This window comes from Kineococcus halophytocola (assembly GCF_041276425.1).
Lineage (GTDB): Bacteria > Actinomycetota > Actinomycetes > Actinomycetales > Kineococcaceae > Kineococcus > Kineococcus halophytocola.
In genome coordinates, this window is the sequence record NZ_JBGFTU010000001.1 from 169,724 (window position 1) to 187,986 (window position 18,263).

Consider the following 18,263-nt stretch of genomic DNA (forward strand, 5'->3'; position numbering starts at 1 on the left):
GTGCCGGCGGGACCGCGCGGGTCCCCGGCCGGTTCAGTCCGCGAGGAACTCCAGGAGGACGCGGTTGAACTCCTCGGCGTGGCTGACGTTGAAACCGTGCGGGGCCCCCGCGACGACGTGCAGGCGGCTGCCCGCGACGGCGGCGTGCGTCAGGGCGCCGGAACCCTCCAGCGGGACGACGGCGTCGGAGTCGCCGTGGATGACCAGCGTGGGAACGGTGATCTTCGGCAGGTCCTCGCGGAAGTCGGTCGTGCCGAAGGACTCCATCGACTTCAGGGCGGCCTTGTGGTCGGCCTGCTTCGTCAGGGCGAGCGCGTCCTGGCGCTGGGCCTGCGAGACCTTCAGCTCACCGTCGGCGGAGAAGAACGTGGTGATGAACCCGTCGTAGAACGTGTCCTCGTCGTCCTTGAGCCCGGCCTCCATCTCGTCGGCCTGCTCCTTCGTGAGCGGACCCTGCGGGTTGTCCTCCGTCTTGGCCATGTAGGGCGGGACCGCCCCGGCGAAGACGACGCTGCGCAGGCGTTCGGTGCCGTGCGTGCCGACGTAGCGGGCGACCTCGCCCCCGCCCATGGAGAACCCGACGAGGGTGACGTCGTGCAGGTCGAGCTGTTCCAGGAGGGCGTTCAGGTCCTCGGTCAGGGTGTCGTAGTCGTACCCGCTGCGGGTCTTGTCGCTGCGGCCGAAACCCCGGCGGTCGTACGTCACGACGCGGTACCCGGCGGCGGTCAGGGCCGGGACCTGCTCCGACCACGAGGCCCCGGACAACGGCCAGCCGTGGACGAGGACGACGGGGCGGCCGGGGCCACCGGTGTCGTCGACGTGCAGGTCGGTGTTCTTGAACAGTCCGTGGTGGGCGGTGATCTCGGTCATCTCGGTCTCCTCCAGCGGGTGGTCCGTGGGTGGGGGGTGACGGTCCCGCGGGCGGCGCGGGACCCGTCCCCGTCGTCGGAGACGCTACGAAGCGGTTCCGGTGGGCGCACGCCGAAACCGGCGCCGCTCGCGGGGGGAACCGGGCCGGCCGCGGGAAAACCGCTCCCACGGGACCACCGTCCGCGGCTACGGTCCGGGGGTGCCGTCGAACCCGCGCACCTGGTGGTGGTCGCTGTAGCAGCGGCTGCGACGAGAACCCGTCCGAGCCGCCCACGGCGGTTCGGGCACGCACGGTGACGTCGAGACGACGCAGCCGACGCAGGCGGTGCACCGGACGGGCGCTGGGTGGCCCCCTCCGAAGGAGTCAGCGTGCCCACCCCGTCCACCCCGTCCCACCCCTCCACCGCCCCGGTCCGGGCCGCCCTCCGTCGCAGCGCCGAGCTGGAGGAGCAGGTCCGCGCCGACCCCCGCCGGTTCCGCGTCGTGACCGGCGACCGCCCCACCGGCCCCCTCCACCTCGGCCACCTGCTGGGGACCCTGGCCAACCGCGTCCGGTTGCAGCGCGACGGCGTGGAGGTCTTCGTCGTCATCGCCGACCTGCAGGTGGCCACCGACCGCGACGACCCGGGCGACGTCCGCGCCGCGGTGCGCGACGTGCTGCTCGACAACCTCGCCGCCGGCCTGGAGCCGGGACCGGCGCCCGGTGGGGGCGCGGTCGTGTTCGTCCACAGCGCGGTCCCGGCCCTGCACCGGCTGTTCGTGCCCCTGCTCGGCCTGGTCACCGAGGCCGAGCTCCGGCGCAACCCCACGGTCCGGGCCGAGGCGGCGGCCGCGAGCGCCCGCGCCGGTGGGCGCCGGGCCGTGAGCGGGTTGCTGCTGACCTACCCCGTGCACCAGGCCGCCGACGTCCTGTCCTGCGGCGGGAACCTCGTGCCCGTGGGTCAGGACCAGTTGCCGCACCTGGAGACCGCGCGGCTCGTGGCCCGCCGGTTCGAGGAGCGGTACGGCACCGGACGGCCGGTGCTGACCGCGCCGGAGGCGCTGCTGTCGCCGGCGCCGCTGCTGCTGGGGACCGACGGCCGGAAGATGAGCAAGAGCGGGGGGAACGCGATCGCCCTGCGCGCGGGGGAGGACGAGACCGCCCGCCTGCTGCGGTCGGCGCGGACGGACGGGCAGCGGCGCATCACGTACGAACCCGACCGCCGTCCGGAGGTCGCGAACCTCCTGCTGACGGCGGCGCTGTGCTCGGGGTCGACACCGGAGGCGCTGGCCGAGCAGATCGGGGACGGCGGGGCGTCCCGGTTGAAGGCCGTGGTCACCGAGGCGGTCAACGAGCACCTGCGTCCCCTGCGGCGGCGGCGCCGGGACCTCGAACGCGCCGACGACCACCTCCGGGCGGTGCTGGCCGCGGGGGCGGAGCGGGCGGGCGCGGAGGCCGACCGGACGTTGCGGCGGGTGCTGGACGCGATGGGTCTGGGGTGAGACCCCTCCCGTCCCCGCGACCTGACGGTCGGTGGCGGTGCGTGGCGAGGTCCAGGACATGATGCCCGGGTCATGTCGACTCCCTCCCCGTCCCTGTCCCCGGCCCCCCTCCCGCGCCGCACCGCCGTCCTCCTGCTCGCCGGGCTGCTGCTCGTGGCGTGCGCGATGCGCTCGCCCATCACCGGGGTCGGGCCGGTGCTGCCCCTCGTCTCGGCCGACCTGGGCCTGTCCGCCGCGGCGGCCGGGGCGCTGACGTCGCTGCCGCTGCTCGCCTTCGCGGCCAGTTCCCTCGTCGTGCCGAAGGTCGCCGCGCGCCTGGGCGCGCGGGCCACCCTGGTGCTGGCGATGCTGCTGCTGACGGGCGGGTCCGTGCTGCGCTGGGTGCCGGGGGTCGGGCCGCTGTTCGCCGGGACGGCGCTGCTGGGCATCGCCATCGCGGTGGCCAACGTCCTCCTGCCCGCCCTCATCCGCGCCGAGTTCCCCGGCCGCATCCCGCTGCTGACCAGCGGCTACGTCGTGCTGATGCAGGTCGTGGGCAGCCTCGCGTCGGGGGTGTCGGTCCCGCTGGCGCAGACCGCGGCCGGCGGCTGGCGGACCGCGCTCGTCGTGTGGGCCGCCCCGGCGCTGCTCGCGGCCGTGCTCTGGCTGCCGCTGGTCCGCGGCCGGGGTGGCGCCGGGCCGGCCCGGCCGCACGCGCGCACCCCCTGGCGGTCGCCGCTGGCGTGGGCGGTGACGGCGTTCATGGGGACGCAGTCGATGCTCTTCTACGTCCTGCTGTCCTGGCTGGCCACGATCGCCCGGGACCGCTCCGGGCTGGACGCGACGGCCTCGGGGGTCCTGCTGTCCGAGCTGCAGGTCCTCGGCGTCGTGGGCTCGCTGCTGGTGCCGGTGCTCGCGGGCGGCTCGGTGCACCGGACGCGGTGGGTGGCCGTGGCCGCGACGCTGTGCTCGGGCGCCGGGATCGTCCTGCTGCTGGTGGCGCCCCCGCTCGCGGTGGTCGCGGTGGCCCTGGTCGGGCTGGGTGGGGGCGGGACGGTCGTCCTGGCCCTGGCCGCGATCTCGGCGCGCGCCGCGGACGCGCCGACGGCCGCCGCGCTCTCGGGGATGGCCCAGGCCGTCGGTTACCTCGCCGCCGCGGTCGGGCCCGTGGCCTTCGGCGCCCTGCACACCGCGACGGGGGACTGGGTGGTGCCGTTGGCGGCGCTGGCCGTCGTCGCGCTCGGGCAGCTCGTGCCGGCCTGGGCCGCGCACCGCGACGCGACGGTGTAGACGGTGTAGACGGTGCAGGACGCCGCGGCGTTCCTCAGGCCCGGACGGACTCGTCCGTCAGCTCGAACCACACGGTCTTGCCGAGGGGACCGACCGCGAGGTCGGTGCCCCAGCGCGTGGAGAGCATCTCGACCATCGCCATCCCGCGCCCGCTCTCGGCGTCCGCGCGCTGGCTGCCGACGAGCGGCATCCCCCCGCCGTCGTCGGAGACCTCCACGCGCAACGAGGGCCCCTCGACGCGCCGCACGGCGAGCTGGACCATCCCGTCGCCGTGCACGACGGCGTTCGTCACGACCTCGCTGGCCAGCAGCAGCGCGGCCTCGACGGTGTCCTCGAGGAGCTCGGAGGCGGCGACCCACGGCGCGCACCACTCGGTGATGAGCCAGCGGGCGACGCCGACGGACCGGGGGCTGGGGGGGAGGACCACGTGGAACAACGGTCCTCGACCTCCCCCGGCTGCGACTCAGACGCCGCGGCTCCCCGCGGCGCGTCCTCCCCGCGTGTGAGCACAGTCATCGACGCGTGACTGACAGTCAATCACTCGGCTCGCCGCTTGTCCGCACCCAGGCCGATCCCGCGCCGATCCCGCCCCCGTCCGGCACCGGACCGATCGCCGCCCCTCCCGGCCCACCGGTCACACGGGGAGCTGCACCCCGGCCGCCTCCAGGGCCGACAGGACCGCCAGGACCGTGCAGACGACCCCGCCGAACCGGCTCACGGCCGCGACGCTGAGCCGGCGCACGACGGCACGCCCGGCCACGGCCGCGAGCCCGGCGACGACCAGCAGCGCGGCCCACGCGCCCACGAAGACGGACACGGGGTCGTCGTAGCGGGCGGCCAGGCCGGCGGTGAACAGCTGCGACAGGTCGCCCCACTCGGCCAGGAAGACGACGCCGAAGCAGGTCAGGACCCCGCGCCAGCCCGACCGGCCACCACCGATCGACGCCTCGTACTCGCTGCGGGCCTGCGCGCCGGCCTCGGCCGCCTTCGCCGCGCCCCGGAACAGCACCACCGCGCCGACGGCGAACAGGACGGCGGCCGCGGCGGCGACCGGGCGCTCGGGCAACTGGGCCAGCAGCCGGCCGGCCACCACGGCGATGAGGCTCTGCACGGCGAAGGCCAGGCCGACGCCCACCCAGGCGGTGAGGGGCCGGAAGCGGGTGGAGAGCACCAGCGTGGCGACGAAGGTCTTGTCGGGCAGTTCCAGCAGCAGGACCGGCAGGAAGCTGGCGGCGAGGACGGCGAGGTCCACGGCGGTGCGGGCTCCTTCGGGGGACGGGACGGGGGCCGGGCGTCATGCCAGCACACCGGGCCCGGGCCGCGACAGCTCCAGCACTCGCGTTCGGCGGGCCGAACACCTGGTTCGGCCGCACCGGGTGCAGCAGACTGGCGCCGTGCCGGAACTCCCCGAGGTCGAAGGGCTCGCCGCGTTCCTGCGCGAGCGCCTGAGCGGACGCGTCGTCGCGACGGTCGAGGTCGGCGCGCTCAACGTGCTCAAGACGTACGACCCGCCGCCCACGGCCCTGCAGGGGTTGCACGTCACCGGGGTGCGGCGGCACGGCAAGTGGCTCGACGTCGACGTCGACGGGCTGCACCTGGCGGTCCACCTGTCCCGCGCGGGGTGGCTGCGCTGGTCCGACGCGCTGCCGAAGGCCCCGTTGCGGCCCGGTGGGAAGAACCCCGTCGCCCTGCGGGTGCGGCTGGCCCCGCAGGACGACGAGGACCCCGGCCGGCCGCCGGGGTTCGACCTCACCGAGGCCGGTACTCAGAAGCGGCTGGCGGTGCACGTCGTCCGGGACGTCGCCCAGGTCCCCGCCATCGCCTCGCTGGGCCCGGACCCGCTCGCGGACTCCTTCGACCTCGACGCGTTCCGGGCGCTGCTGCGCGGGTCCCGTCAGCAGGTGAAGGGGTTGCTGCGCGAGCAGTCCGTGCTCGCCGGCGTCGGGAACGCCTACTCCGACGAGGTCCTGCACGTGGCGGGGCTGTCGCCGTACGCCCCGGCGGGAGGGTTGCCCGAGGAGGACGTCGCGCGGTTGTACGAGGCGTTGCGCACGACCCTGACCGACGCGGTCGCCGCCGCCGGTGGCCGGCCCGCCGGGGAGCTGAAGGACGCCAAGCGGGCCGGGATGCGCGTGCACGGGCGGACCGGGCTGCCGTGCCCGGTGTGCGGGGACGTCGTGCGTGAGGTCTCCTTCGCCGACCGTTCCCTGCAGTACTGCCCCACGTGCCAGACCGGGGGCAGGCCGCTGGCCGACCGCCGGTTGTCGCGACTGCTGAAGTGACCTCCCCGCGCCGGGTTCCCGCGTCGGGTCCCCGGGGGAGGGCGTCCTCCCCCGGGAGGACGAGGGGTTTCCACCCCGGGCACGATGCGTCACCCCCACCGCCGGTCCGATCCTGGACGGGTCGTGGTCGCAGCGATCGGCGCAGCGGCCGGCGAGGGGGGACGGGATGGACGTCGTGGTGGCGGTTCTCGTGGGGGTGACCGGCGTGGTGGGCGCCGTGCTGGTCGTCGTGGCCGCGGCCGCCGGGCGGTTCGCGCAGGAGGGGAGGGGGGACGAGCGGTTGCTCGTCGCCCCGCGCGGGGCCCGGTTCGGGGCCGCGACGGACCTGGTGCTGGCCGCCGCGACCCGCGCCCAGGAGCAGGAGGACCGTCGTGCCCCGGTGGTCCGGCTCGAGGAACGTCGTCGGGTGCGCGCGAGGGCCGGTCACCACGCGGCGTGAGCCGGGCCCGGCCCCGCGCTGGAGCGGGTGCTCCACCGCGGGACCGGGCCCGGGTCGGGTCGAACTGGTGCGGGTCGAACTGGTGCGGGTCGAACTGGTGCGGGTCGAACTGGTGCGGGTTACCGAACCTCTTACTGCACGGCGGCGGTGGCGGCGTCCACGGCGGCCTGCGGGACCGAGGGCAGACCACCGAAGATCCAGCCGGTGCCGGACGTGGTGTAGTTCGCCTTGTGGGCGGCCAGGTACGCCGAGGTGCTGGCACCGAGGGAACCGTCGAACCCGGTGAACAGCAGGGGAACCCCCTGGCTGCCCGCCACCGGGGCCGCGGCCAGGGCGTCGGCCGCCGTGGCGTCGGTACCGCCCACGAGGGCAACGCTCTGGGTGTCGAAGTACTCGGTGGCGATGGCGTCGTCGGCGATCTTGGCGGCCGTCTCCTGCCGGTTCTGCCCGGCCAGGCGTTCGGTGCCGCCGGCCTGCGCGTAGACGGCGTCGGAGACGGACGCGGCACTGCCCAGGACGACCCGGTTCGTCGTCCCCAGTTCCTCCAGGGCCTCCCCGGTGGCGGCCGGCAGCGAACCGGCCTCGGTCAGCAGGATCGGGTAGTTCCGCGCCCAGGCGACGGGCCCGGCGGCCAGGGCGTCGGCCGTGCTGGTGCCGCTGGCGATGAACACCTGCTCGGGGGCGAGGCCGGAGTCGTCGGCCTCGGCCACGAGCGCCGCCGTCTCGTACCGGTCCGCACCGGCGAGGCGGGTCACGGTCTTGCCCGCGTCCTTCCAGGCGTCCTCCTGGGCCTGGGACACGCGGTTGGTGCCGCCCACGATCCACACGTTCTCGGCTCCGAGGCGGTCGATCTCCGCGGCGGTGACCGCGGGGACGGAACCGGTGTCGGTGTAGAGGATGGGCGCGGACTTCAGGCCGGCGAGGTAGGACGCGGTGAGGCCGTCGACGGTGGCGTACCCGTTGACGACGACGAGGTCGGTGGCCGACCCGTCGTCGGGGACGAGCAGCTTCGACGCGGCGACGGCCGTGGCGAAGCGGTCCGGGCCCGAGATGCGGTCGTCGAAGGCGAACCCGGGGGCGGCCTGGGCGGGAACCGCGGTTCCCAGGCCCACGAGCAGGGCGACACCGGCGGTGACGAGGGACTTCTTCATCGAACGTTCTCCTGTGGGTCGCGGGGTCAGCTGGTGGCGATCTCGCCGTTGAGGCCGGCGGGGTAGAACCCGCCCTGGGTGACCCCGGAACCCGGCGTCAGGTACACGATGTTCAGGACCTCCTGCGGGGAGCGGCTGAACGCGATGCCGTCGGAGTCGGTCGGGACGAGGTTCGCCCGGCCGCCGGACCCGACCGTGATGCCCTGGTCCTTGTCCCGGGTGGTGCCGTCGAGGCTGTCGCGGGCGTCGGAGATGAGGTTGGTGGGTTCGCTCAGGTCGTTCTCGTACAGCAGGGTGCGGACGATCCCGGAGTGGTACGCCTCGACGGCGAGGATGCCCGCGGCGGCCTCGAGGTAGGCGGGGGTGGAGATGAGCGGCGCGGCACCCTTGTACGCGGTGACGCCGACGTCCTCGAACAGGTAGGCGCCCAGCAGGAAGAACGCCTCGGAGGAGAACGGGTCGAACGTCTGTCCCTGGTCGATGACCCCGGCCGCGACGGCGGCCGCGGTGAAGGAGTCCTGCAGGTTGATGGCGGGGCGGGAGACGGCGGACGAGCCCAGGGCGCCGCGCAGGAACTTGACGTGGGCGATCTCGTCGTTGGCGATCTCCTCGGCGTAGTAGCGCATCGCCTTGGACTTGAACGGGACCCGGTGCCCGCCGGTGACCCCGCCCTGCGTCCCCGTCCCCGTCGCCAGGGCGTCCGCGAGGCCGTGGCCGTAGGCGGCGTAGCAGTAGAACTCCGCCTCCAGGTACTCCAGGTTCAGGGCGAAGTTCAGGACGCTGGCCTCGCTGGGGGCGGTGGTGGCGGCCGAGGCCGACTGCACCGCGGCCGTCCCGACGAGCCCGGCGCCCACGGTGCCCGCGGACAGCAGCCCCATCCCGCGCAGGAAGTTCCTGCGGTCGGCCGGGGTTTCAGAGCTCCGGTTGATCATGTCGACGAGCAAGGACTTCTTGAACATGGGACGAGCTCCGATGGTCGGTCCTGAGTCTGACGTCACCCATTCGTAGCACCTCGGTCAGCGGATTGCAGGAGTCGTCCCTAATCTCGTCGCCCCGCTCGTGGTTCACCCAGTGTGTGAAAGGGTTCGCATCACGTGAACGGCTGGGATCGTTCCCGCTCGCGGTCGGGGAACTGCGCCAGGCGTTCGCAGACCGGCTCGCGCAGCACCACCGGCAGTCGTGACAGCAGGACGGCGGCACGCGGGTGACCGGCCAGCGCCTCGACGAGCACGTCGGTGAGGGGACCCAGGGCGACGGCGTCGGCGTAGACGGCGAAACCCCGTTCGCGCCCCGCGTCGTCGTCGACGGCCAGGACGTCCTGGACCAGCGTCAGCCAGGGGTCCGCGCTCGGGGGCAGTTCGTCGCCCCACAGGTCCCCGAGCAGACCGCGCGCCGCCAGGGCGCGGTTGGCGGGGGGAGCGGCCGCGCCGGGTGGGCGGGGCGGGGCGGTGGTCCGGGCCGGGCCCGCCCGCCCGGACCGCGCGGTGGCCGCGAGGTCGCGGACCGCCCGGGCCTCCTCGCGCGTCAGGCGCGCCCGCCCCCGGGCGAGCGCGGCCACGACCCGCACCTCGCGCGGGGCGGGGCCGGGTCGCCGCGCCGGTTTGTCGTGGTCGTCCCGGTCGTCCCGGTCGCCCTGGCGCTCGCCCTGGTGGCCCTGGTCGTTCTGGTCGTCCGTCTGCTGTGTCATCCCGGTCCCGTGCCGTCCGCCGCCGAGGTCGTCCGACCGGGTGCCGCTGACGCGAGGTGGACGACAGGCCCTGCTCTGGACCGGGGGCACGCCTCGGCCCGGTCCGGCGGGGGCCGGCCGGGGCGGAGGGGCCCACCCCTGTTCTCTACCGCCTCAGCGCACGACCCGGCAAGCGCAGGCGGGTCCGGCGCCCGGCCGGGCAGCCGGCGTCACTGGTAGGAGACGAACAGCGGTGGGGGTCGCACCGCCGCGGTCTCCTGCGGGGTGAAGGTCGGCTGGTCCTCGTCGAGGAAGTTCTTCCACCCCCACACCAGCCCCGCCGGGCCGGGCGTGGTCAGGGCCCGGTAGGTGGCCTGCTTGTTGCCGGGGGTCCCGTGCCCGTCGGCGTGCACCACGGTCACGAGCTCGTCGCGGCCGACGTCCAGGGTCTCCCGGTCCCGGATCATCGAGGTCCGGAACTGGTGCAGCAGGAACACCTTCTGCGGCAGGGCGTGGTCGCGGACCAGCTGGGCCAGCCAGTCCCCGACCGCGTCGACCTCGCCGGCCTCGACCGACCCGATCTGCTGCAGGGGCCGCTGGTCCGGCCCGAGGCGCCACTCGGGGTCCAGGGCCAGCCCGACGTGCGGGTAGCGCAGCAACCGCTCGTACCGCCGGGCCTGGGACAGGAAGTCGCTGCGACCGGACTGCAGGTCCAGCACCACCGCGACACCCTCCCGGCCGGCCCGGTCGACCCAGGGCTCCAGCTCGTCGGGGTCCAGCTCGGTGGAGTAGTCCCCGTCCGCGCCGGGGGAACCGGCCGCCACGGTGACGATGATCTCCAGCGTGGGGACCGCGGCGAGCCCGCCCAGGCCGTCGTAGCGGGCCGCGAGCGCCTTCGCGCGCTGCAGCGTCGCGGGCAGGGACTGCTCCCCCAGGACACCCAGGCTCGGGGTCGACGGGGTGCCGTAGAGGGCGACCGCCCGCCTGCCCGCCAGCGGCAGCTGCCCCCCGCCGGGGACGTGGATGCCCGTGGACGCCGAGGCCGCACGTCCCGCGAACACCGCCGGCGGGCCGAAGACCGCGCCCACCCCGACGACGTGGGCGCTCGCCCCGGAGCCCCCGGCCCGCAGGGCGGCGGCGTGCAGGGCGTCCACGGCTCCGGGGTCGGCCCGCGGGTCCCCGCTCGGCACGGTGAGCACGCGGGCCCCGAGCGCCCGGGCGGTGGCGACGGCGGCCGCCTCCCACCCGGCCCCGGTCACGAGCACGGTCGTCGTGCCGTCGTCCGTGCCCGGGGCCGGCGAGGGGGGCGGTGCCGAGGGTTCCTGGGTGCGGACCCGGGGGGCGTCGCGGCCCTCGAACGTCGCCCGGGCCCACGTCGTCGCCTCCGCCCCGACCGCCCGGACCTCCCCGGCCCCGAGACGGCGGACCTCCGCCGCCGTCGAGGGGCCGGGCAGCAGCAGCGGGACACCCGCCTCGGCGGCCAGGGCCGCGGCGGACTCCAGGGCGGCCGGGTCCTGCCCGCTCAGCACCACCGAGGGGCTGCTGTCCAGCAGGTGCGCGCTCAGGGCGACGGCCGCCTCGCTCGCGACGGGATCCTCGGGGGCCGGGGTGTCCTGGGGGGCCGGGGGAGCGGCGGGGGTCACGGGCAGCACGGCCGCGGGGTCGGCCTGCTGCCGCAGGACCGCGCCGGCGACCGTGGACGAGCCCGCCGCGCCCCGGGACCCACCGGCCCCGGACGGGGCACCGGCGTCGTCGTCGGACCCGCCCGTGCAGGCGGCGAGGAAGGACAACCCCGTGGCGAGGACGAGACCGTGGGCGGTTCGGCGGCGGATGGGGTGCTCCCTCGGGTGGTGGTGGCGGTGGTGGGTCCCCAGCCTGCCACCCGCCGTGCCGCGCGACGGCGGGCCGGGCCCCGGGGCCCGCCGGCCCCGCGCTTCAGCGGGGCGCTCGCGGGGGCCGCAGGTCGGCCGCGAGCGCCGGGGAGTCGCGCACGGACAGCGGCACGGCCGCCGCGCCGGCGTGGTCGACGGCGCGCTGCACCTGCCGCAGACCGCCCGGGGTGCAGTCCACGACACCGCCCAGGTCGAGCACGAGCACGGACGGTCCCCGGCCCCCGGCGTGCGGCAGGGTGCCGTCGAGCACGCCGACCACGAGGTCGCCGGTGCTCGCGGTGAGACGGCCGGCCACGCGGATGACGGCCCGGTCCGGCCCGGTGCGCACGTCCAGGGACAGCCACTCCTCGCCGCTGCCGGGCTCCGCCGCGGACGCTCCGTCGGCCGGGGCGGGGAGCGGGTCGGCGGGCGCGGACATCACGCACGCTCCTGGCCGTCACGGGTGGCTGGACGGTGGTGGTGGGCGGGGACCGGCAGGCGCGGGACGGTCACGGCCGGTCCCACCGGGTTTCCCGGGGGTGGCGGAGGAGTGGTGGGCCGGTCGTCGTCGGGTGGAGTGGTCACGAGGGATCCTTCGAACGCGTCGTCCTGGGCGCTCGGTGAGCGCGGGTCTGCGGACGGCATGTCGGCAGCCGCACGGACTTGGACGGCGCATCGGCACCACGTCGGGACGTGGGGGCGGTGACAGGTTACGGTTTCGCGGTTCGGGTGCCAACCGTGCGGCGCCGCGGGTCCACGGGGTTCGCGGGGTTCGCGGGGTTCGCGGTGCTCACCGGGCAGCGGCTCCCGGTGGACCCGGTCACGCCCGCCCGCCGTCGCGGTCCGGGGAACCGTCCGGGGCGCGGGAACCCGGTGCGTCGCCGTCGGGCGCCGCGGGCAGCGCGGACCGGGACCCGGCCTGGTCCCGGGCGACGACGCTCATCCCGCCGTTGGTCTCCAGCACCACCGCGGCGACGAGTTCCAGGCCGCCGATGCCGCTGCTGCGGACGGCCGCCTGCAGGCTGTCGAGGCTGACCCGCTGCTGCTGCAGGGCTTCGTGCAGGGGTTTCCCGTCGCGCAGCAGCACCGTGGGACGGGACGTCAGGGACGTGCGCAGCGCCCGGCTGCGGGTCGTGGCCCAGGCGGCGAGCAGTTGCAGGACCGCCAGCAGGGCCAGGGCCAGCGCCCCCTCGACCAGGGCCACGGAGTTCGAGAGCAGCACGGTCGCCAGCGTGGAACCCAGGGCGACGGTGACGATGAAGTCGAACGCGTTCAACTGGGCCAGCGTGCGTTTGCCCGTGACGCGCAGCACGGCGATGAGCCACAGGTAGGCCGCGGTGCCCACCAGCAGCACGCGCAGCAGGCCCGTCCATCCGTCGAAGAGCACGTTCTCCGGTTCCTCCCGGTCGTCGGGTCCGCACCGACCGCCCCGGGGTTCCGGGCGGTCCTGGGGAGGACGAGCAGTGGTCGCCCCGCGTTGGACGACGGTCCCGCACCCGGTGCGCGGGTGCCGGACCAGGGTAGACAGGCCGACCGCGCGGCGCCAGCGTGCGGGGACGCGTTCCGGCTGGTGCGACCGTCCCGCCGGGGTCAGCATCGCCTGTCGTGGACGTCGTCGCTCTGCTGGCCCTGCTCGTCCTCGGCATCGTGGTCCTGACACCCCTGGCGGGTCGTCTGGGTGTCCCCCAGCCGGTGGTGCTCACCGTGTACGGCCTCGTGCTCGCCCTGGTCCCCGCCGTCCCCGCGCCGCGGGTACCGCCCGAGGTCATCCTGCCGATCGTGCTGCCGCCGTTGCTGTTCGCGACGACGCAGCGCGGTTCCCTGCGCGAACTGCGCCGGGACGCCGGCGCCGTCCTGACGCTGGCCGTGGGGTTGACCGCCCTCAGCGTCGCCGTGGTGGCGGTCGTCGGGCACCTGCTGGGTCTGCCGTGGGCGGTGGCCGTCGTCCTCGGGGCGATCGTCGCCCCACCCGACCCCGTCGCGGCCACGGCCGTCGCCCGCAAGCTCCGGCTGCCCCCGCGCCTGGTGACGGTCCTGGAGGGCGAGGGGCAGTTCAACGACGCGACGGCGCTGACGCTGTACCAGGTCTCGCTCATCGCGGTCACCGCCGGCGGCATCGGCATCGTGGAGATCGGGTGGCGCCTGGCGCTGGAGGTGGCCGGCGGTGTGCTGATCGGCCTGGCCGGGGGGTTCTGCGCGCGCTGGGCCCTGGCCCGGGTGCACGACGCCTCCGTGGAGACGACGCTCACGCTGGCCCTGCCGTTCGGGGTCTACCTGCTGTCCGACGGGGTGGAGGCCTCCGGCGTGCTCGCGGTGCTGGCCGCCGGTCTGTTCCTGCGGGCCCGGGGTCACCGCGCCACGACCTCCTCGGGGTGGTTGCTCGGGCGGGCGGTGTGGCGCTACGTCGACTTCGCCGTGACCGGCCTGCTGTTCGGCTTCCTGGGCCTGGAACTGACGAACGCCCTGGAGGAGACCTCCCGCCTGAGCGGGGCGCACTCGCTCGGCGTGGCCGCCGCCGTGGTGGGTTCCCTCGTGGGGCTGCGCTTCGCCGTGGTCCACACCGCCTCCGCGGTGGCCGGCCGGCGCGCGCGCCGGCGGGGGTCGGCGACGCCCGCCGGCTGGCGCGAGGCGACCGTGGCGTCCTGGGCCGGCATGCGGGGGGTGGTCACCGTGGCGACGGCGCTGGCCCTGCCGTTCACGGCGCAGGGCGGCGACTTCCCCTACCGGGCCGAGGTGGTCCTCGTCGCGCTCGTCGTCGTCATCGCCACGCTGGTGCTGCAGGGGCTCACGCTCGCGCCCCTCGTCCGGCGCCTCGGGGTCGCCGAGCCCGGTGACGCCGCCGCGGACGTCCGCCGCCTGCGGCGGGACGCGACGCAGGCGGCGCTGCGGGCCGTCGAGAGCGCGGGGGAGGGGGTCTCGGCCCGGGCGCGGGAGACGGCGGTGGGTCGGTACCGCGCACGGCTGGAGCACCAGTCGGCCCTGGTGGCCCTCCACGACGAGGGGAAGGACGATCCCGGGGCCGTCGAGCAGGTGGGGCGCCTGTTCGTCGCGGCGGTCGACGCGGAGCGTGACACGGTGCTGCAGGCCCGGCGCTCCGGTCGCGTCAGCCCGGCCACGGCCGACGAGGTGCTCCTGGACGTGGAGGCCCGCGCGGCGCGCTTCGAGTGAGCCCGCCGGGTGCGGGAACCGCTCACCCGCCGTCGTCCGGTCCTCGTCCGCGGTGCGCCGCCGCCGACCCCGGCGCACCCTGGGGCATGTCCACTCCCCGGTTCCGGCCCCCGGCACGAACCCCCGCCCCCTGGCGTCGACGGTCCCTGGCCGCGGCGCTCGTCCTCACCGCGGGCCTGTCGTCCGGCTGCTCGTTCACGCTGCGGGGGGACGACCCCCCGCCGCCCGCGACCGGTTCGGCCGCCGTGCCGGCCGGCACCACGACCGTCGACCTGCAGGTGCTCCAGCAGGGCCCGGCGACCCTCGCCCTGGTCCCGGTGACCATCGCCGGGCAGGGGCCGTTCCCGTTCGTCCTGGACACCGGCGCCTCCAGCTCGGCGGTCAACTCCGGCCTCGTCCAGCAGCTCGGGCTGGAACCCACCGGTGGCAGCGCCGACGTCAGCGGGGTGACCGGGACCCAGCAGGTGCAACTGGTCACCGTCCCGGACTGGGCGGTGGGGGACACGGCGCTGCCCGCCGGGGCCGTCGGCGCCATCGACTTCCCCAGCCCCGGCGGCGAGGGCGGAGGAGGTGCTCCGGAGATCGCCGGTCTGCTGGGCTCGGACGTGCTGAGCACGTTCGGCAGCATCACCGTCGACTACGTCGCCGAGGAACTCCGCTTCACGCGGTGAAACCCCCGGCGCCGCTCCCGCGGTGCGGGGCCGGGGAGGTGCGCGTAGCGTCCCGACGAGGCGTTGAGCACGGCAGCGCCGCCGAAGCGCGAACCGGTGGATCCCGGGCGGCTGTCCGCCCACCGCGCCGGTGGGTCACCCGTCGGCGGTGACCCGGGAGGCCGACGTTCCCTCCCACCGCGCCACCGCGGGTCCGTCCCCGACCTGGGACCCCGCGAAACCCGGGAGGACGACGATGACCGAGAGCACCCACCGCACGACCGGGGAACTCGTCGACGAGCTCACCTCCGACACCGCGGCCCTGGTGCGCGCGGAGGTGCGGCGCGGACAGCAGGAGCTGTGGTCGAAGGCCCGCGAGGCCTCCCGCGCCGCGGCGTTGCTGGGAGGTGGTGCGGTGCTGGGTGCCCTGGCGGCCGGCACGTCCGCCGCCGCCGTGGTGCGGCTGCTCGACCGGTTCCTGCCGCCGACCACCGCCGCCGTGACCGGGACCCTCGTGTTCGCCGGCACCGCTGCCGCGCTGGTGTCGGCGGGGACGGCCGAACTGCGTCGCGTCGGCCCGTTGTGGCCCGAGGAGACGGTCGCGAGCCTGCGCGAGGACGTGCGCGCGGCGCGGCCCGCGACGGGCTGACCCGGCGGCCACCGCACCGGACACCGCACCGGGCACCGGCCCGGTCCGGGGAGGACGGGTGACCGACCGGCCGGGGAGCACCCCCGTCCGCCCCGACGACACCGGTCGCACCGTCGCGGACCCCGCAGGACGACCCCGACCTCCTGACCGGTGCGAGTCCCGCACGTCCGTGCACGGCTGCCACGGCGTCACCCCGTGGGCGCCGGGGTGCACGCGCCCGCCGTGGCCCGTCGTGCCCGTGTTGTGAGCCGTCCCCGGGGTTGCCCGCCAGGCGCAGGGGTAGGGGTCCGGCGACGGCGGACCCGACGACCCTGGAGGACGCAGTGGACGCCACGGACCTGGCACGCTACCGGCGAGCGGCGGACTACCTCGCCGTCGCCATGATCTACCTGCGGGACAACGTGCTGCTGCGCGAACCGTTGCGGCCCGAGCACGTGAAACCGCGGTTGCTGGGCCACTGGGGGACGTGCCCGGGCATCACGTTCGTCCACGCCGGGCTGAACCGCCTGGTGGCGCGCACGGGCCAGCGCACGCTGCTGGTGACCGGGCCGGGCCACGGGGCACCGGCCAACCACGCGAACCTGTGGCTGGAGGGGACGCACGAGGAGTTCGACCCCGCCCTGACGCGGGACGCCGCGGGGATGGCGGAACTGGTCCGCCGGTTCTCCTGGCCGGGGGGTTTCCCCAGCCACCTGTCGCCGCAGGTGCCGGGCGTCCTGCACGAGGGCGGGGAACTGGGGTACGCGCTGGCCACGGCCTTCGGTGCCGCCTTCGACGACCCGGGCCTGCTGGTGACCTGCATCGTCGGTGACGGCGAGGCCGAGACCGGGCCCACGGCGGGGGCGTGGCACTCCCCGAAGTTCCTCGATCCCGCGACCAGCGGGGCGGTCCTGCCCGTCCTGCACCTCAACGGGTACAAGATCGCCTCGCCCACGGTGTACGGGGCGATGAGCGACGCCGAACTCACCGCGTACTTCGAGGGGGTGGGCTGGGAACCGACGATCGTCGACGTCACGACGGGGCCCGACGCCGACGAGCCCGACGCCGCCCTCGCCCGGGCCCTGGACGCCGCGCACGAGCGGATCGGGTCGATCCAGCGCGCCTACCGCGTCGTCCCGGTCGGCGGGGAACCCCGCGAGGAGGAGAGCGGGCCCCGGTGGCCGGTCCTGCTGGTGCGCAGCCCCAAGGGCTGGGGCGCGCCCGCCCACGACGTGGACGGGAACCCGCTGGAGTCGACGTTCCACGCCCACCAGGTGCCGGTCGAGGGGGTCGCGGACGACCCGCGGGCGCTGCGGCTGCTGGAGGACTGGCTCCGCTCCTACCGCCCCGAGGAGTTGTTCACCGCCGACGGGGAACCGGTGCCGGAGGTCCTGGCGGTCCCCCCGCGCGGGGACCTGCGCCTGGGCATGGTCCCCCAGGCCAACGGCGGGACCCTGCGGCGCCCGCTCCCGCTGCCGGAACTGCGCCCCTACGCGGTCGACGTCCCCGCCCCCGGGGCGGTCGAGGCCGGGCCGACCCCCGTCCTGGGCCGGTGGCTGGCCGACCTGCTGCGGGCCACCGAGGAACGGCGCGACTTCCGCATCGTGTGCCCGGACGAACTGGCCTCGAACAAGCTCGATGCCGTGCTGGAGGCGACGGGACGGGCCTTCACCTGGCCCCTGCAGCAGCCCGCCGCCGGTTACAGCGAGGGCCTGAGCCGGTCGGGACGGGTGCTGGAGACGTTGAGCGAGCACAACTGCCAGGGCTGGCTGCAGGGGTACCTGCTGACCGGCCGGCACGGGCTGTTCCCCTGCTACGAGGCGTTCGTCTCGATCGTGGACGGCATGGTCAACCAGTACGCGAAGTTCCTCAAGACGGCCGGCGAGGTCCCGTGGCGCGCACCGCTGGCGAGCCTGAACTACCTGCTGACCAGCGAGGGGTGGCGGCAGGAGCACAACGGCTACTCCCACCAGGGCCCGGGGTTCATCAACCAGGTCCTGCAGAAGAAGAGTTCCGTGGCCCGCGTCCACCTGCCCCCGGATGCGAACACGCTGCTGGTGACGATGGAGCACGTGCTCGACAGCACCGACCGCATCAACGTGGTGGTGGCGGGCAAGCAGTCCAGCGCCCAGTGGCTGACGCTGGAACAGGCCCGGGACCACGTGGCCGCCGGGGGCGGGGTGTGGGAGTGGGCCGGCAACGGTGACGAGCCGGGGCGCGACCCCGACGTCGTGCTGGCCTGCGCCGGGGGCATCCCGACGGTCGAGACCCTCGCCGCGGCGTGGTTGCTGCGCCGCGAGGCGCCGGACCTGCGGGTCCGGGTCGTCAACGTGGTGGACCTGCTGGCGTTCTCCCCGCCCGAGCGGCACCCGCACGGGGCCGGGGCGGCGGAGTTCACCGCCTGGTTCGGCACGGCCTGCCCCGTCGTGGTCGACTTCCACGGGTACCCCTCCGCCGTGCACGAGGTGCTGCACGGCCGGCCCGACCCCACCCGGTTCCACGTCAAGGGCTACGTCGAGGAGGGTACGACGACCACGCCCTACGACCTCCTGGCCAGCAACGGCGTCTCCCGCCACGACCTCGCGGCCGAGGCGGTGCGCCGCGCCGCCGAGAACGGGTGGCCCGGGCCCGCCGAGCGGCTCGCGGGCCGGTTCGCGGACGAGCGCGAGCGCATCCGGGCCGGGGTGCGGCGGGCGGGGGAGGACCCCGAGGAGATCACCGGCTGGCGGTGGTCCGCGGGGCGCGAACCCGTTCCGGGCGCGACGGCGGCCGTCCCGTGAGGCGGGA

At 75.7% G+C, this 18,263-nt stretch carries 17 protein-coding genes; 8 read left to right on the forward strand and 9 right to left on the reverse strand.

The window, feature by feature from the left end:
* Positions 1-33 precede the first annotated feature (33 nt).
* The gene (locus tag AB2L27_RS00910; protein ID WP_370439568.1) at positions 34-870 is read right to left on the reverse strand and encodes an alpha/beta fold hydrolase; all 837 of its coding nucleotides are present in this window, start codon (positions 868-870) and stop codon (positions 34-36) included.
* A 369-nt stretch (positions 871-1,239) separates the two neighbouring features.
* Between AB2L27_RS00910 and trpS the strand changes: the two genes are divergently transcribed.
* The gene (gene trpS / locus AB2L27_RS00915) at positions 1,240-2,352 is read left to right on the forward strand and encodes a tryptophan--tRNA ligase (protein ID WP_370439569.1); all 1,113 of its coding nucleotides are present in this window, start codon (positions 1,240-1,242) and stop codon (positions 2,350-2,352) included.
* Between the two features lie 72 nt (positions 2,353-2,424).
* Positions 2,425-3,621: an MFS transporter gene (locus AB2L27_RS00920; RefSeq protein ID WP_370439570.1), complete on the forward strand. Its 1,197-nt coding sequence runs from the start codon at positions 2,425-2,427 to the stop codon at positions 3,619-3,621.
* Between the two features lie 34 nt (positions 3,622-3,655).
* On the opposite strand, the gene AB2L27_RS00925 is transcribed toward AB2L27_RS00920, so the two are convergent.
* Positions 3,656-4,048, reverse strand: a complete 393-nt coding sequence (locus tag AB2L27_RS00925; protein ID WP_370439571.1) for an ATP-binding protein — start codon at positions 4,046-4,048, stop codon at positions 3,656-3,658.
* Between the two features lie 207 nt (positions 4,049-4,255).
* Complete coding sequence (locus AB2L27_RS00930; protein ID WP_370439572.1) at positions 4,256-4,873, reverse strand: TMEM165/GDT1 family protein; 618 nt, start codon at positions 4,871-4,873, stop codon at positions 4,256-4,258.
* A 142-nt stretch (positions 4,874-5,015) separates the two neighbouring features.
* On the opposite strand from AB2L27_RS00930, the gene AB2L27_RS00935 reads away from it, so the two are divergent.
* Both AB2L27_RS00935 and AB2L27_RS00940 read left to right on the forward strand, forming a co-directional pair.
* Positions 5,016-5,903: an Fpg/Nei family DNA glycosylase gene (locus AB2L27_RS00935; protein WP_370439573.1), complete on the forward strand. Its 888-nt coding sequence runs from the start codon at positions 5,016-5,018 to the stop codon at positions 5,901-5,903.
* A gap of 166 nt (positions 5,904-6,069) precedes the next feature.
* Complete coding sequence (locus AB2L27_RS00940; RefSeq protein ID WP_370439574.1) at positions 6,070-6,342, forward strand: hypothetical protein; 273 nt, start codon at positions 6,070-6,072, stop codon at positions 6,340-6,342.
* A 131-nt stretch (positions 6,343-6,473) separates the two neighbouring features.
* Here AB2L27_RS00940 and AB2L27_RS00945 read toward each other — a convergent pair whose 3' ends face one another.
* From AB2L27_RS00945 to AB2L27_RS00970, 6 genes are all read right to left on the reverse strand, one after another.
* On the reverse strand, positions 6,474-7,493 hold the full coding sequence (locus AB2L27_RS00945; RefSeq protein WP_370439575.1) for a cell wall-binding repeat-containing protein: 1,020 nt from the start codon (positions 7,491-7,493) through the stop codon (positions 6,474-6,476).
* Positions 7,494-7,519: 26 nt separating this feature from the next.
* Positions 7,520-8,452: a ferritin-like domain-containing protein gene (locus AB2L27_RS00950; protein ID WP_370439576.1), complete on the reverse strand. Its 933-nt coding sequence runs from the start codon at positions 8,450-8,452 to the stop codon at positions 7,520-7,522.
* Between the two features lie 131 nt (positions 8,453-8,583).
* A complete protein-coding gene (locus tag AB2L27_RS00955) occupies positions 8,584-9,180 on the reverse strand; it encodes a hypothetical protein (protein WP_370439577.1) in 597 nt (198 codons plus the stop codon).
* A 209-nt stretch (positions 9,181-9,389) separates the two neighbouring features.
* Positions 9,390-10,949, reverse strand: a complete 1,560-nt coding sequence (locus tag AB2L27_RS00960; protein WP_370439578.1) for a hypothetical protein — start codon at positions 10,947-10,949, stop codon at positions 9,390-9,392.
* Positions 10,950-11,094: 145 nt separating this feature from the next.
* A complete protein-coding gene (locus AB2L27_RS00965) occupies positions 11,095-11,469 on the reverse strand; it encodes a hypothetical protein (RefSeq protein ID WP_370439579.1) in 375 nt (124 codons plus the stop codon).
* Between the two features lie 381 nt (positions 11,470-11,850).
* Positions 11,851-12,417 carry a DUF421 domain-containing protein gene (locus AB2L27_RS00970; RefSeq protein ID WP_370439580.1) on the reverse strand — a complete coding sequence of 189 codons (567 nt, stop codon included), beginning with the start codon at positions 12,415-12,417 and terminating at the stop codon, positions 11,851-11,853.
* A 218-nt stretch (positions 12,418-12,635) separates the two neighbouring features.
* On the opposite strand from AB2L27_RS00970, the gene AB2L27_RS00975 reads away from it, so the two are divergent.
* The 4 genes from AB2L27_RS00975 (at position 12,636) to AB2L27_RS00990 (ending at position 18,256) form a co-directional block, all read left to right on the forward strand.
* The gene (locus tag AB2L27_RS00975; RefSeq protein ID WP_370439581.1) at positions 12,636-14,198 is read left to right on the forward strand and encodes a cation:proton antiporter; all 1,563 of its coding nucleotides are present in this window, start codon (positions 12,636-12,638) and stop codon (positions 14,196-14,198) included.
* Between the two features lie 86 nt (positions 14,199-14,284).
* The gene (locus AB2L27_RS00980; protein ID WP_370439582.1) at positions 14,285-14,869 is read left to right on the forward strand and encodes a retropepsin-like aspartic protease; all 585 of its coding nucleotides are present in this window, start codon (positions 14,285-14,287) and stop codon (positions 14,867-14,869) included.
* A 235-nt stretch (positions 14,870-15,104) separates the two neighbouring features.
* A complete protein-coding gene (locus tag AB2L27_RS00985) occupies positions 15,105-15,497 on the forward strand; it encodes a phage holin family protein (protein ID WP_370439583.1) in 393 nt (130 codons plus the stop codon).
* A gap of 380 nt (positions 15,498-15,877) precedes the next feature.
* Positions 15,878-18,256, forward strand: coding sequence for a phosphoketolase (locus AB2L27_RS00990; protein ID WP_370439735.1), 2,379 nt, complete (start codon positions 15,878-15,880; stop codon positions 18,254-18,256).
* The last annotated feature ends 7 nt before the right edge of the window (positions 18,257-18,263 follow it).